At 43.3% G+C, this 14,680-nt stretch carries 12 protein-coding genes and 1 pseudogene; all 13 read right to left on the bottom strand.

The window, feature by feature from the left end:
• Window position 1: 1 nt before the first annotated feature.
• The 13 genes and pseudogenes from L3D05_RS00225 to L3D05_RS00175 all read right to left on the bottom strand — a co-directional run bounded on the left by L3D05_RS00225 (window position 2) and on the right by L3D05_RS00175 (window position 14,680).
• Entirely contained in the window at window positions 2-847 is an 846-nt protein-coding gene (locus L3D05_RS00225; protein WP_239613537.1) for a carbohydrate ABC transporter permease, read from the bottom strand.
• 4 nt (window positions 848-851) lie between these two features.
• A complete protein-coding gene (locus tag L3D05_RS00220) occupies window positions 852-1,742 on the bottom strand; it encodes a carbohydrate ABC transporter permease (RefSeq protein ID WP_239613535.1) in 891 nt (296 codons plus the stop codon).
• A gap of 116 nt (window positions 1,743-1,858) precedes the next feature.
• Window positions 1,859-3,184 (bottom strand): ABC transporter substrate-binding protein, encoded by a 1,326-nt coding sequence (locus L3D05_RS00215; RefSeq protein ID WP_239613533.1) that lies wholly within the window; start codon window positions 3,182-3,184, stop codon window positions 1,859-1,861.
• 102 nt (window positions 3,185-3,286) lie between these two features.
• Window positions 3,287-4,912: a response regulator gene (locus L3D05_RS00210; protein ID WP_239613531.1), complete on the bottom strand. Its 1,626-nt coding sequence runs from the start codon at window positions 4,910-4,912 to the stop codon at window positions 3,287-3,289.
• Window positions 4,909-6,600, bottom strand: a complete 1,692-nt coding sequence (locus L3D05_RS00205) for a sensor histidine kinase (RefSeq protein WP_239613529.1) — start codon at window positions 6,598-6,600, stop codon at window positions 4,909-4,911. The genes L3D05_RS00210 and L3D05_RS00205 overlap by 4 nt, the downstream gene beginning before the upstream one ends.
• A gap of 1,619 nt (window positions 6,601-8,219) precedes the next feature.
• The gene (locus tag L3D05_RS00200; RefSeq protein WP_239613527.1) at window positions 8,220-8,519 is read right to left on the bottom strand and encodes a hypothetical protein; all 300 of its coding nucleotides are present in this window, start codon (window positions 8,517-8,519) and stop codon (window positions 8,220-8,222) included.
• 347 nt (window positions 8,520-8,866) lie between these two features.
• A pseudogene (locus L3D05_RS26860) lies at window positions 8,867-9,170 on the bottom strand (IS110 family transposase); the annotation flags it as partial.
• Window positions 9,171-9,570: 400 nt separating this feature from the next.
• Complete coding sequence (locus tag L3D05_RS00195; RefSeq protein ID WP_239613525.1) at window positions 9,571-10,032, bottom strand: hypothetical protein; 462 nt, start codon at window positions 10,030-10,032, stop codon at window positions 9,571-9,573.
• 187 nt (window positions 10,033-10,219) lie between these two features.
• Window positions 10,220-10,498 carry a polymorphic toxin-type HINT domain-containing protein gene (locus L3D05_RS26625; protein WP_369417924.1) on the bottom strand — a complete coding sequence of 93 codons (279 nt, stop codon included), beginning with the start codon at window positions 10,496-10,498 and terminating at the stop codon, window positions 10,220-10,222.
• Window positions 10,499-10,762: 264 nt separating this feature from the next.
• Window positions 10,763-11,014, bottom strand: a complete 252-nt coding sequence (locus tag L3D05_RS00190) for a hypothetical protein (RefSeq protein WP_239613523.1) — start codon at window positions 11,012-11,014, stop codon at window positions 10,763-10,765.
• Between the two features lie 393 nt (window positions 11,015-11,407).
• Window positions 11,408-11,767 (bottom strand): hypothetical protein, encoded by a 360-nt coding sequence (locus tag L3D05_RS00185; protein ID WP_239613521.1) that lies wholly within the window; start codon window positions 11,765-11,767, stop codon window positions 11,408-11,410.
• A gap of 10 nt (window positions 11,768-11,777) precedes the next feature.
• Entirely contained in the window at window positions 11,778-13,193 is a 1,416-nt protein-coding gene (locus L3D05_RS00180; RefSeq protein WP_239613520.1) for a polymorphic toxin-type HINT domain-containing protein, read from the bottom strand.
• A gap of 344 nt (window positions 13,194-13,537) precedes the next feature.
• Window positions 13,538-14,680, bottom strand: coding sequence for a hypothetical protein (locus L3D05_RS00175; protein WP_239613518.1), 1,143 nt, complete (start codon window positions 14,678-14,680; stop codon window positions 13,538-13,540).

Raw genomic sequence — 14,680 nt, 5'->3', positions numbered from 1 at the left:
CCTACCCTTTCACTGAGCCAGCTGTCATGCCCTCGATAAGGAACCGTTGCAAGAATACGAAGATGATGACAATCGGCAGAACGCTAAGCACCGAAGCCGCCATCATGCTGCCCCAATCCGTCTGATAGAGCCCTTTGAATAGGCTGATCCCCGGCGTGAGCGTCCGATGGGCTTCATCGTTAATGAACACGAATCCGAACATAAACTCGTTCCAAGCGTTCAAGAAGGCGAACAAGGAAGTAGCGACGAGGCTCGGCAACGAAACCGGGAGCAAAATACGGAAAATAATGCCGATTCTACTGCAGCCATCGATTTCCGCCGACTCTTCCATCTCGTAGGCGATCGTGTCAAAGAAGCTCTTCATCATGAAAGTACAGAGCGGGACGGTGAACGTCGTATAGGCCAAAATCAAGGAAGCGTAAGTGTTGATTAAAGAAAGGTTTTTCATGACCAAATATAACGGAATCAGCAGCAGCACGCCCGGAATCATCTGCGACAGCAGCATAGCTACACTGAACAGCTTCACGCCCTTGAATCTTACATATCTGCTAAGCGCATACCCGGCGAAAATAGAGATGATCAAGGATGCGACCGTCGTAGCCAGCGCGACGAACAAGCTGTTCTTGAAGAACGTAAGGAAAGCGGAACCGTTGAGTACGTTATCGAAATGTTTCCAGGTCGGCTTGTCGACCCAGAAGCTCGGATTCAACGTCCGAATCTGATCGGTAGGTTTAATGGACGTGACGAACATCCATAGAAACGGCAGCAGACAGTATACGGAAAACCCAAGCAAGACGGCGTAGGTCAATAGTTTGAAAAAGCGTTGTTTGCGTCGGCTCATCAGCATGCCATCACCCCCGGTTCTTTCGGACGCTGAAATAGTAATATAAAATAAATCCGCTGATCATAAAGCCTAGCATCATCGAAGCAAGCGCGGACGCGTTGCCGAAATTGTATTCTTGCATCGCGTAACGGTATATCATAATAGGCAACGTTTCGGAGGAATGAAGCGGTCCGCCTTCGGTCATTACCCAAATAAAATCGAAATTAATGGCCGTCCAAATAATATGAATGAATATCATCGTTAACGAGACGGTTTTCAGTTGCGGAAGCACGATATGCCAGAACCGGCGCCGAACGCCTGCCCCATCAATAGCCGCTGCCTCCAGAATATCTTTGGATACGGATTGCAGCGCCGCCAATAGGCTTATCGTAAAGAAAGGAAAGCTTCTCCAAATATTAACGAATACGACGGTCAACAAAGCCGTATTCAATTCTCCCAACCAATAGTAGGGCTCGTCGAGGATGCCCAGCTTAACCATCCAGAGATTAAGAATTCCGTAATCCGGCGTAAGCATCCAAGTCCAAGTCATTCCCGCGATGACGATCGGGACGACCCAAGGAATAATAATAATCCCGCGAAAAAAAGTACGTCCTTTGATTTGCTGGTTCAGCGCGATGGCGGATACGATTCCAAGCGCATATTCGCCAGCCACGGATAGTACCGTCCAGACGACGGTATTCTTAAGCGCCGTCCCGAAATACTCGTTTTTGACTACCTCGGCGTAGTTACTCAATCCGGAAAAACCGCTCAGCGCATTATTTAACAGATTTTTGAACTGGAAGCTATCCCATAGAACCTGAACCAATGGAAAAGCATTGAGCAGGAGGAAAAAGAGCAGCGCGGGAACGATAAATCCGATGGCGAGCCTACGGATTTTTTTCTCTCTTAATGTCAGCATGTATGTTCACCACTTTATCCAGAATGGAAAACAAGCAGGTCAGGGAGCCCGCTGCACCTTTTGAAGCCCCCGTTCCTGCTTGTTTTTTTCATTGCAAGTCTTGTTTATCTCAATGACTAGCTACCGCTTAGTTCTCCAGTTTTCGACAGGCTATCGTTAATCGCTTGCGAGAGCCATTTCGCTACGTCTTCCGGCTTTTCTTTCTTGAGCATAACGCGAGCCAGCGAATCCTCCATCACCTTCGTAATTCCGCCAAGGGATACCGCGGGGAACACGACGCCTTGCGAAGCCAGCTCCATGAATTCCTTGCCCCAGCCCTCGTTCACGACATCGCTGCGAGGCGCGTTGGAAGGATTGACGGCGTTCTGGTAATCCGCTCCGAGCAAGAAGGAAGCGAACTCCCACGTTTCAGCCGGGTGACTCGATTTGTACACGAACAGCGGCGCGATCTCCATGAACGTTGCCGGAGTTTTCTTGTACATCGGAGCCGCGATTTTGACGTCTTTCATGCCTTCCGGATTTTCGGAGGAACGTCCTTCGATCCAAGTCCCGTTGACGACCATCGCGTACTGACCCAATACGAAGTTTTGATCTTCCTCTTCCCAGCCCCAAGTTCTGGCATCCGTTTTAATCGCTTTCTTGTCTAACAGATCTTGATAGAACTGAAACACTTCGGCGGCTTTGCTCAATTGGTCCGGATTGTCCTGCCAAGTGTTCTTGTATTTCCCGTCGCTTTGTTTCTCTGCTAGAACAACGTCGTTTTGCGCTAAGTACATAATCAATTCCTGAGGCGAACGAACGCCGGCGCCGGCAATTCCGAAAGCTTCCTTGCCTGTCTTTTCCTTCACCGTTTGGGCGATGCCCAGCAGCTCGTCCCATGTCTTCGGAGCAGCGCTAATGCCTGCGTCTTTGAGGATATTCTCGTGATAGAGCAGCGCACGAATGCCGAGATAGTTAGGAAGAGCTTTTACTTTGCCGTCTACCGTCAGAGCTTCAAGCACGTTGGAATAAATTTTATCCTTCTCCGCCCAGCCATCCACGTAGGAAGTCAGATCGGCCAGAGCGTCCAATTTGTTGAATTCCCCGAACCATTCGCTAAGCCCCCAGCTTAAGTCGGGAGCATCTCCGGCGTTAATGGCCGCGACGAGCTTATCGTGAAGTACGTCATACGTGATGACCTGCAAATCTATCTTGATGTTGTCATGGCTGTTGTCGAACTCTTTTACTTTTTGCTGGATCATTTTGCCCTGGTCGGAGCTCGGATCAAGCGAGGACCAGAATTTCAAAGTGACCTCTTTGACTGGCGCTTTGGATCCGGCGGCCGATTCGGAAGGAGCACCCGACGCATTCGATGCGTTTTCCTTGTTGCTTCCGCAAGCGGCTAGCAATGTTGCGAGCATCAGTAGAGCAAGGACTGCGGTTAAAGTCTTATTGACTTTCATTGGTAGAACCCCTCTCCAATATCGTTATGGTTTACGCTCTCATTGTATATAGGGGGGATGCCACCCTGTAACGATGCAAACTTCATGTTCTTGTTGAAAATATTAAGCTTGGTTTCGTTCCTTCGACATCGCTTGACGGTATTGGGTAGGCTGAATTCCGGTATGCTTGCGGAAAACCTGGCTGAAATAGCGCTGGTCCGAGTAACCGACTGAATTCGCGATTTCATACGTTTTAAGCGTGCTATCATGAAGAAGCCGCTTCGCGTGCTCCATTCTAATTCCCGTCAAATATTCCATGAAGCTCTGTCCCGTCGTGTTCTTGAATAAAGTACAGAAATAGTTTTTGTTCAAGTAGAAGCGTTCGGAGATTTCATCCAACGATACGCTTCGATAATGTTCGTCGATATATTTGTGAATCGCTTCGATGAGCGGCTTGCCGCTCTTGTCCTTGCCTTCTGCCGAACTAAGGCTGATCCATCTGGATATCCATTCTTCTAGAGTCGTTTTCGCTTGCTTGAACTGCAACGCCTGCGTTGCGGCCCTAGCCTCGTTGAGCAGCAACCGCATGTCTTCCTGCGTCGAATGGCGTTCCATTTTAGGAAAAAGCTCCATTACGGCTTTCTTCCAATCGGAGCCGCTAGTCTGGCAAAGCCTCTCTTCGCAGAAAGCCTCGTCCATGGTTCTGATCAACTTATCGTTCTCGCGCAACGAACCCTTCTCGACCAATAAATCGAACAGCATGAGTATTTCTTTCCACAGATTCTCGAAATGAACGGCGGATTCCGTCGGCATAGGGTGAGACTTCCCGTCATAATAAGCGATGGAATTCTCTCCGGCTAGCTGAAGCGTCTCCAGAGCTTGCTGCGCTTCCGAATAGGCCGCGGCGATTTTCTCAATGCGCGTCTTACAAGAACTGATGCCGATCATCGCTTTGATCTTAAGCCCACCGGCAAGCGAACGCTGCAGATTACGTAACATTGGCTCCAAATGCTGAGCTTTCTTATCCGGCAATGGTCGCAGCAGTACAAACTCGTTCGCGAGCTGCAAATTCCGGCACACCAAAGACGAGGTCCCTGCCGCCTCGCGAATAATATTACGCGCGGCATAATAGAAAGCCGTCCGATCCCCTTCATAGCGCGATTGTACTTGCTCGTCCAAGTCGGTAAACCTGACGACGACCGCAGCGTAACCCGTCTCGGGAAGTCGGATCAGCAGGCGCTGGGCTTGCACGACGATCTCATTCTCGTCCTTAATGGCTGCCCCGATGACCTGGGTGAACAATTGATCCTGCATGAGAACGAGACCTTCGCCAAGCACCGCTTTCTCATTGATGCGGTTCGCTTCGCTTTGCGAGTCTTTATGGATCTGTTCTACGACCTTGTCCAGGGCAAGCAACAGCTCCGCCTCCTGTACCGGTTTTAACAAGTAATCGTAAGCACCAAGCATGAACGCCGATCTGGAGTATTCGAAATCGCCGTATCCGCTAAGAACGATCACCTTCGCGTTCCGCTCCGATTTGTCCAGCCAAGCCATGAAATCTATCCCGTCCATGAAAGGCATTTTGAGATCGGTCAGGATCAGATTCGGGCGGTAAGTTTCCGTCATCTTACGCGCTTCTTCCCCGTTGTAGGCATGGCCGACGATTTCCCAGCCGAGCTCCTTCCACGGAATCAGCTTCTCCAGTTGCTCATGAATGGCGGACTCGTCGTCTACGATTAATATTTTCATTTTTCGGCTCCCCCTTTAAGCGGCAAACGATATACGATGCAAGTTCCCCGTCCTTTGCGGCTTCGCAGCTTGATGCCATACCCTTCCCCGCAAATGAGGCTAATGCGGGAATGAACATTGTACAATCCGATCGGGCTTTCTTCCTCCCCTTCCGTCAGATGACCGTTGCGTAGCAACTTCTCGATGGCACGAGTTTCGAACTCGCTAAGCCCGATCCCGTTATCCAGCACATAGAGATACATACAATCGTCATCCCGTCTCATTCTCGCGGATATTTTGAGAAGCTTGCGGTTTCTGTGATTAGGGATCAAACCGTGCTCGACCGCATTTTCCACGATCGGCTGCAGGATGAGCTTAGGTATGTACATGTCATAGGCACCGGGTTCAATGTCCAAGCGAAATCGGATGCTCTCCGGAAACCGCTTGTTAATAATGACCAAATAATTGCGAATATGCATGATCTCGTCCCGCAGACTGACCCACTCGTTCTGGATATTCATGTTGTAGCGATACATATTGCCTAACGATTGACAGATTAGCTTAAGATCGGGAACCTTGTTCATCTCGGCGATCCCGGCCATCATCTGCAGCGTGTTAAATAGAAAATGGGGAGAGATCTGGGCTTGCAACGCCTTGATCTGCGTTTCTTGATTCATAAAGCGCAGCTTCAGATCATGTTCGATCAATTGCTGGATTGTCTCCGCCATTCGATTGAATTGCATTCCCAAGTACCCGATTTCATCCGAAGTCCGAACTTCTACCCTCGCGTCGTAATCGCCGATCTGTATTCGGGCCATTTTCCGGTGCATCTGGATAATCGGTTTCGTGATGCTGTAGCTGAGCCATATGGAGAACAGCAACGCCAACAAACCGGCCGCGGCGATCATCATGATCGCTAGATTACGATAGAAAATTTGCTCCGGGCCGATATCGTACAAATAATTCAGCGTCATGGACGAGTGTTCCAATGGAGTCTGTATGGCAACCGTACGTTTCTTCAACTCGTCGGCGGCGAACTTGTCCCCTACGGAATCGGAATTCGTTGCGTAAATCGTATCCCCGTTAGCATCAGTGAGTATAACTTGCCCTTGATAGAACGTATTGTAAGACTCCACCAAGCCGCGGAACGACTGCTCTTGAATATCGATCACTAATAAACCCGTAGGATTTCCCCGATAACGGACCGGATACAGAAACTGCACGATCGGCTCATCGTAGACGCTCTGGGTCCGAACCTTAATGAGCGGTTTGTGATTGTTGTTCTCTACTTCACTCTGCAAAGAGCGGAAATAATCCGCGTTCATCCGAGGAAAACGATGCGGAAAAAAATTGCCTAGGCTGCTCTCTTCATCTAGCCGGAACAAATACATGCCCATAATATTTTTGAATCGGGATTGATTGTAGACGCTGAGAAAAAACTCCTGAATGTCCCGACGCGTATCGTAAGTGCGGCTGTCCGTTAGAAACTGTTTATTCCGGGCGATGCTTTCGATTAAATCCGGGTTGGAATAAATCTGGTAAGCGGTTTCATTTAAAGATAGGGCGAATTGATCGATCTGTCCCTTCAAATCCTGCTTAATGCGATTATCCGCGTAGCTCCGGTCTTTCTCGATTTGCTGGTTCACCTGATACCAAATAATGCCGGACGTAATCGCCAGCGGCAAGGCGGTCGTCAGCAGCATGGCCATAAAGATTTTCATCCTAATCCGCTTGAACATCAGGGCTTCACGACCCGTCCATAGATGAAATTGCGCACCCGCTTCATTCCCTTCTGTATGCCTTCATTGTATGCTTTCATTCTACAGCATCAAGGCGTCGAATTTCGGGGAAATGTTTAAAATATTCAGGTATGGAAGATGGATGGGCATAAAAAAAGACCCCGGGAATTGGGTCTCTTGTTAAACTCCAGTATGGGTAGTCGGCGAATAGAAACACATCAAACAAAAGACTTGAACCAATCGAATCCTAAATCAACAAATTGAGCATCTGAATACTTAATTCCTTTATTTTCGAGAAGAGTTGTTAGATCTTCAGGAATTAATATATGCACCATAACGCACTAAATCGCGAAATTCTGCATGGTGCATCTTAAACAATTGAGCGGCGGGCATGAACAAAGGAAAACCACATGCAAGTTGAAACACTCGCATGTGGTGGGGTACATGTCATCATTAAATCGAAATTGCTTGATTTAATGCTGCTTCCAATGAACCACATAGGATCTTAAGCTCGGTTTCTTTTAACAACCAATCACTTCTCCCTTTTTTTCCTTTCAATTAAATTCGAAGTGTAATAAATCGCCAAAAAAATGGTAGGAACAATTCCAGCATAGCCCCTTTTATTTTCTGGAAGAAAGAAAAATAAGAAAAGAAAAATTGCGATCGCTGGAAATAATAGAATAAAGTACTTTTTATCCTGCACGTTATCCCCCCTAATTTTTGCTTAATTCTATCATATATACCCTGGCTTTAATGGGGCATCTCATAAAGCCGTTACGTGGATGAATCTTTTAGTATCTTGTTTTGCTTAAATTCATCCTGTTATAGGCTCCTAAATTTTCATGGGCCCCAAAAATAATTTGCTGGATTTACTAGGTTCATAAATTGATTTAGCGCTGTGTCCCCATATTCGGGTCGTACCAACGTGCTCGGTGATATTGTAACGTCGTCGTGTTATCGGTCATTTCACCCGAGTAGCGGAAAGGATTCTGTACACTCTCTTCCGTGACAATATGATTTTCCCGCATGTCATAGGAGTAGCGGTTCAGACGTTTTATCTGAGATGTGATAAAGAATAGTTTTACTTTCTAATGGTTCGTTTGAATTGGGCGGTGGCAAAACATGTTCGTTAGAAAGGAGAAACCACATGGAGTTGTTACACTCGCATGCGGCTTCACAAGGCTATAATGCTTTAAACAATATCATAATATCGTTTTCTCTTGTTCAATTTAATCGATATTATAATACTTTTATCCTACAGGCTAATGATGCTCACTGACCCTTCAGATATATAATTAGATAATATAATAGATTATAAAGGATACCGCCACCAGCAATTAAAAGGGGAATACCTAGATATAAGTGAAACGTATCGTTGTTTACTGTATAAACAGTTACGTTGAAATATGAATAGGTTACTTCTTTAATCGAGGTATTATAATATCGAATGTTGTGCAACATACTAATTATATCATTGTACAAATCCAAAAAAGTCCCGAACAAAGCAGAAATAATAATGGAATTGTATACGATGAGTACCTTTCTTTTATCCATATTTCAACCCTCTTTTATCATAATTTAACGCTTTTTCATTTCTTTCTCTTTCTTGGATCTTCTACACTAGTAGTACTAGAGTATATTCCATGAATATTAACAGTTGTATTTATGATTAAAACTGGTCCAGACTTCATACTTTCGAGTTTTTCCTTCATTGTAGCAACATTGAAACCTCTTAATTCGTTTTCTACAAACAACGTTAATGAAAGCCATGTTCCCGCACTTGTTATTCCGATCTCTACTAGCCAAGGAAATCGTTTAGCAGCTTGCGCAGCAGTCATCAATCCAAGATTCTCCATGAAGGTCCCAAAAGTTACCGTTACCATATCCATTCGGATTGGGCGGCCCCATAGCACCCATATGATCTATTTCTACTCCATTTTTAATAATTTCAGTGCCAGCAGTTATATATTTATCATCCCCCATGTAGATACTATCAGTACTCTTAGGATCACACGTTCCTCCATGTGCCCATTTTCCATCTGCTGACACAAAATAGTTACCCGATGGGTCGGAATAGATAAGTGGATTATTATACACATACGTATAAAGATTCAAAGTCAGAGGATTATCAATCTTTCCCTCATACGTATCCTAGTTAGTAAAGCGTCATATTGATTTAATTTTGGGCGGGATTGTCTAGTAATCTCCGCCCACAACAATTGTATCATCCAGCATCTCAATTGGGTACATTTGGAATAACATAGACAACTTTTGTTCGCAACAGGTAGTGAATGATGTTCACCAGCTTTCGCATGATGCAGACGATGGCTTGTTGCTTCGTCTTTCCCGCCGCCAGTTTTTGTTCGTAGTAGGCATGAAAGTACGGATTTCTCGGCTCTCTCTTCGTTCGACTAACGGCAATCTGCCGAATGGCAAGCGCTTTGATGCAGTTCCCGATTGCCCTGCTTACTCTTGTAATTGCGCGATTTATTACCCGAACCGACCATAATCGGAGCGATTCAAGCGAACCGTGCCAACTTAGGGTTTATCCGATTCATTCTAAGCCGTTCTAATGCTATATACATGGTTATAAATCCTTATTCCACGAGATGAATCTAGAGCAATCTGGGTATCCTTGGCGCAGGAATACCTTCACTAGCCGCCCGCTTCATTCGGCACTGGGTGGGGCAAAAAAAGACCACATGCAAGTTGTTACACTCAAATGCGGCTGAAGCTACACGAGTCGAACTGTCGCACTTAGCTTGACAATCCGTCTCAAAAAAATACCTTCCCTGAATTGATGATTCAGAAGAGGATTATCTCACGGCTATTAGAGGAACGAAAGTTGGGAGCGTTTGACGCTTACGCGACGGATAGTTTAGACAAAAAAACTCCCCAAATGAGTTGTTAGCTCACTTGGGGAATAACGGAACTTTGTCGCTAATGTTCCATTAGCAGTTCCATTCCTTCTTTTAATAATAGTCTAACTTTTGACAAGACTCTGTTTTTAAAGTCTTCAGTGTTCTTGCAGTAAATACTTAATGAACAGCACTCATCCTCATCCATTACTTCTATTGCATAAGTAAACCCTCTGACATCAATACTATTTTTAGGAACAGCAATACATAGGAATAGATAATCTTCATCAATTACTTTTAAAATCTCTTCTTTATCTTTCGGTTCGAACCAGTGCAATTCACGAGGATGATTATCGTAAGGAAAAACGTAGTCATAGCTTTTAAAGACCATACGATCATAAATTGTAAATCCCTCAAATTCACTACAACCATTCACTGCAAAATAGAGTGTTTGGTTATTATCAAGAAATGATATTAAAATATCAGCCAGATTTGAAAGGTCCACAGTTGTTGATCCATAAATATTTTTAACATCAATATACATTTATTTTCCTCATCCCAAAATTATTCATTTCACATCATCATAATAATGCATTGCATTTTTCCGTGTCTGGAGATGAACGGGATATATTAGTCCAGTCTGTATTTTCTCTTTGTATTGAGGCTGATTTACATGTATCTCTCCGACTTTTCCATTTTTGCTATTATATATGTTCACAACATATGTGCCATCATTCTTTTTCTTGGGAGCTCTGACTTATAGTCCATCCTTGTTTAGCAATATAACTGTTGATATTCCCCACATTTGTCCAGCCATTAAGCCCACTTACATCAACAGTACATGATGAATTATGAACCCAAATCCCCAGTTCACTGACAAAGTAAGTATGGAACTCATCAACCGTCATATTGTAAACCGTAACATTTTTCTGTTCCAGTTCGATACTGTCTATCTTGAGTGTATTCCCATCACTACGTACAAGCAATTCACCTACTTTGATGCAGCTCAATTGTTGATTAGTAAGTTATTCAAAAGTTATTAAAAACAAACAGTAAGTACAGTTACATAGAAAATTAGGATACCTATTAAAGAATTTATCAAAAAACTCTTCAAAATTCTTCCTCTACTGAATAGAGCAAGTACGAATGACACCATTAAAAGAACGGCCATTGTAATTAAATATTCAGGTGTAGTAATTAAGAACTTTTCAAAAAGTTCTATCTCTGAAAGCAGAATAAAAACTATTGATAGTGGGCTCACTTAAAAATATATTTTATGGGCTACTATCCTCTACTGCTTGCCCTCTGTTTGTCCATTTATCAAATTCATTGACTGAATCTTCGGGCAGAAATGGCATTACGATATCGTAAAAAAAGTCATTCCCTTTGACTTCGAGCCCATTGATAAAGACGCTGCTATCGTTGCCCGACATAGCAACATCGAGTATCTTACCTTCTTTCACAATTATCGCCATTGACGACAAGCGCCAATCAAGAGCGATTTCGTAGGGAATGGCGGTTAACAAAAAATAAACCGTCCCTTAAATAAGGGATGGCCAGAACTGTTGGTTCTGCTTATGGAATATTTCCTTAAATATTTCCCGCGATTTGTGGGCATACCTATCTTTTCCCCAGAGAAAACATATATATAAATTTTCATTTTTTGCCTTAGTCGTTGATAATCGCGATTACGTTCCGATTTAGTTCATTTGTTTAGGGGTCTCTCTAATTGAATCTATGCCTTTCTTATGAAGCTCAATATGTTTATATATCTTTATTCCTGGAAATGAGTCTGGAACCATCCAGGAAGTTCCGAGCGGCCATAAATTAAATAAAACAATCAAGCCGTCTGCTGCACTGGGTGGGGGCAAAATAAAAAGACCACATGAGAGTTGTTACACTCGCATGTGGCATGTTATTTATTTTAAAGTCCATTCGATCTCGGAAGAAGCTATTTTAATATGATCACCAGAATTCAAAGTGACATCGATAAATATTTTACTATCTTCAATATCAACATCTTTACCCTCACCATCAATCTCAACTATTGTAGCACCTAATAAGTAAATGCCGCTCCCCCAAGGTTCTTCACAACTAATTGAAAAAGACGAAAAGTCAATAAAGGCAAGTTGAATCAACTGACTTTGTATTTCAGGCAGATACAGTTTAGCAATCACTGTCACCACTTTATTACGATAATCACATTTTATATCTAGTAGTTCTGCATCATGTAAATCTAAATCTTCAAATAAATGCTTATTCTCCGAACTGATTCGCATTTCATGCACCTCATTTCTCTTTCTCCATATATTCTATCATTGCGTCTCCACCCTTGATATGAGTGTTCCTAGTAACCGGATGTGGGGCTCTTATATTTCCATTCGGTGTATAATGATAGTGGTTTCCGTACTTAAGATCCTCGTTCCACTCATAGATGGGTTTATTAGTTACCGGATCGAACCATTTAATAATTCTTCCATTCTTTGTTCCCGGAAACTCCCTCTTTATTAATCCCGTAGGGTTAAAATTATTGGGGTCTTCAGGAAAACAACTACTTGTGTTATGGACCCAAATATTTAAATCACTAACAAAATAAGTGTGGAATTCATCGACAGTCATATTATACACTGTGACATTTTCATTAACGATTGTAATATTATCGATTTTAAGGGTATTCCCATTACTTTGAACAAGAGAATCTCCTACTATTAGGTCTTTTACAACTACCCACCCTTTACCATTTACCCAAAAAGGATGATTAAAAGTCGCCTCAATCGTCTGACTCCCCACATTTATTTTATATATTTCGTCCGTATCATGCTTAAAAGTAGCTGTAACCTTTTTGTAGTCGACATCTCCAGTTTTTTCATTTTTTGACAGCACTTTATCTCCGACCTGAATTTCTTCAATTGGTTTCTCACCCTGATTGGTCTGGACCTTGGTACCTGCAGTAAAGCAGTTACATTGAATCACACCAACTTTTGTTAAAGTGTATTTCTTTTTTCCATTTTCAGCATCTTGAGTAATAATCGGCATACCATTATCCATACCAGTAAACTTCGCTTCACCATCATAACAATCAACATAAATACATGCGCTGTTTCTGATTTTGTCATTGGCTTGCTCTAATACTTTCTGTTTTGCTTCTAATTTAGAAACACAACTAGAATTTTTACAATATGCCTTCTGACCCTGATAGTCCTTCCACATCTGCGAATTGTTTGCCAGTTCTGGATCGCTGATCATCTTGTCGACACCGCTATTTGAATCGACGTAACAACCAGCATCTTTACCTGCTTTGCAGTACCCTGTCGGATCGGTATAGATTAAAGGGTTATTCTCTACATACGTATACAAATTCAAACTCAGAGGATTATTAATCTTTCCCTCATAGCTATCCTCATTAATAAACCGTCCCATACTCGGGTCGTACCAACGAGCGCGGAGATATTGTAACGTCGTTGTGCTATCGGTCATTTCTCCAGAGTAACGGAAAGGATTCTGAACGCTCTCTTCCGTGACAATAGGATTTCCCCACATGTCATAGGAGTAGCGGTTCAGACGTGTGTCTCCCGTACTGTCTCTTAATTCTACCACGTCTCCATGTCCGTTATGGAGATAATAAGCTTTGCCCGTCTCATCTTCACGAGCGATAAGTCCTTGCCCTCGAATATAGCGAGCTTTAAGCGAGGAAACGCCATTCACCACAATACCTTCTGCGATGACTTGGTCTCCGTCATAATAATATCTCGTGACCTGTCCATCCTCTGTGCGTTCCCATAGTAACCCGTCTCCATTGTACAAGTATTTATCCTGTGCTTTAACTACTCCATCGGTTGCGCATGTCGTACTTGTAATAAACATTGTTGTCAAAAGGGGCATTCATGACCGAACGGTTGCCGGCTGCATCGTAGTCATACTGCTTTTGTCGAAATAGATATTAAATGTCGGAAATCGATCCTTCGAAGTGATAGTTTGTTATGAAATAGCAAAAAAAGCGTCGCCCATAGGGCAACGCTTATTACAAGTTCTACTATGACAAATTGCTATCAAGGAGATTTCGCTTTTAACGCCTCTATCTTCTTAACAATGTCCGGGTTATCTCTTTCCCACTTATCTCTCTCGTCTCTTATTCTCTTTAATTGTGCTTCTAGATTGTCCTTGGTCAATAATACGCCGAAATCTTCAGGCACGCTGTCTTCGTTAATATGTAACGTTCTATTAAAAACATAATTCCCTATCTGCTTACGATAATGAGATTGATCCAAATACGTGTCAAACTGATCGGGCGGACTTGTCGTAACGGAGTTGAAGCCCGAGAAATCCCACACCTCTGTTATGGCTACGATCTCTCTTTTCCATTCTTCGAATTCGTCCCATAGTCCCGAGGTTTGTATTCCTTCCCATTGCAGCGCATGAGAGGGTTGGATATACACATACAGATCAATATTGTTTTCGGAACACAACGAGACGATCTTTCGAAAATCTTCAACGTGTTGTTGTGATAATTCGTATTGCGAATAAACGGTGTTCAGATAGTCATTGAGATGTTCATAGAATTGGTTATTTCCTTGCTCCAGAAGTCGTTGATTCCTAATAATTTGACCAACATCGCTATAACTGCCATCGGGTAACAATGCATCAATATCCGGGGGCATTTTCAAAAGATTCATTCTCAACACTCTAATACTATCTCTTAGAGTCTGCTTGGTAAAAAGCGTCGCGAGCCTATCATTTTTGGTGAAGGAGGAGGTTTCCAATCGTTTTTCATCAAGCATGTCACTTTCGCTATATTTGTTAAAGCCTTCGAAATCCAAACCGATATAAACTGTCTTTAAGGATTTGTTATTCAATATTGCATATTCTAAGTACCGTAGTCCAACATAAATATTGGCGCTTGAGAGACCGCTGTTAAACGCTTCATCCCCCGTGATTCGAGCATAATATTCCGGATCAAGCCCCCGGCCAGTCCTTGATGATCCTAGAAATATCACATCCGGTTTATTCTCGGCAATAAATCTAGCTTTCCATAAGTATGCTTGTGTAGATAGTTTCATATGATTAAATCCTGCTGCGGTCGGGGTTCGATATATTTGATAAGGATCCACTACATAGTTAATGGCAACGATTAGTACGATAGACGCGATGAGAAGCCCTTGTAACGTGTAAACCCACTTTTTATTTTTTTTCAT

Source organism: Cohnella mopanensis (assembly GCF_022352055.1).
In the GTDB taxonomy this organism is placed as follows: domain Bacteria; phylum Bacillota; class Bacilli; order Paenibacillales; family Paenibacillaceae; genus Cohnella; species Cohnella mopanensis.
This window is presented reverse-complemented; position numbering and strand designations above follow the sequence as displayed.

Bases quoted from the DNA above. Each gene is read 5' to 3' on its own strand.
- L3D05_RS00225 (WP_239613537.1), bottom strand. From the start codon at position 847: ATGCTGATGAGCCGACGCAAACAACGCTTTTTCAAACTATTGACCTAC.
- L3D05_RS00220 (WP_239613535.1), bottom strand. From the start codon at position 1,742: ATGCTGACATTAAGAGAGAAAAAAATCCGTAGGCTCGCCATCGGATTT.
- L3D05_RS00215 (WP_239613533.1), bottom strand. From the start codon at position 3,184: ATGAAAGTCAATAAGACTTTAACCGCAGTCCTTGCTCTACTGATGCTC.
- L3D05_RS00210 (WP_239613531.1), bottom strand. From the start codon at position 4,912: ATGAAAATATTAATCGTAGACGACGAGTCCGCCATTCATGAGCAACTG.
- L3D05_RS00205 (WP_239613529.1), bottom strand. From the start codon at position 6,600: ATGGCCATGCTGCTGACGACCGCCTTGCCGCTGGCGATTACGTCCGGC.
- L3D05_RS00200 (WP_239613527.1), bottom strand. From the start codon at position 8,519: ATGGATATGGTAACGGTAACTTTTGGGACCTTCATGGAGAATCTTGGA.
- L3D05_RS00195 (WP_239613525.1), bottom strand. From the start codon at position 10,032: ATGTATATTGATGTTAAAAATATTTATGGATCAACAACTGTGGACCTT.
- L3D05_RS00185 (WP_239613521.1), bottom strand. From the start codon at position 11,767: ATGCGAATCAGTTCGGAGAATAAGCATTTATTTGAAGATTTAGATTTA.
- L3D05_RS00175 (WP_239613518.1), bottom strand. From the start codon at position 14,680: ATGAAAAAAAATAAAAAGTGGGTTTACACGTTACAAGGGCTTCTCATC.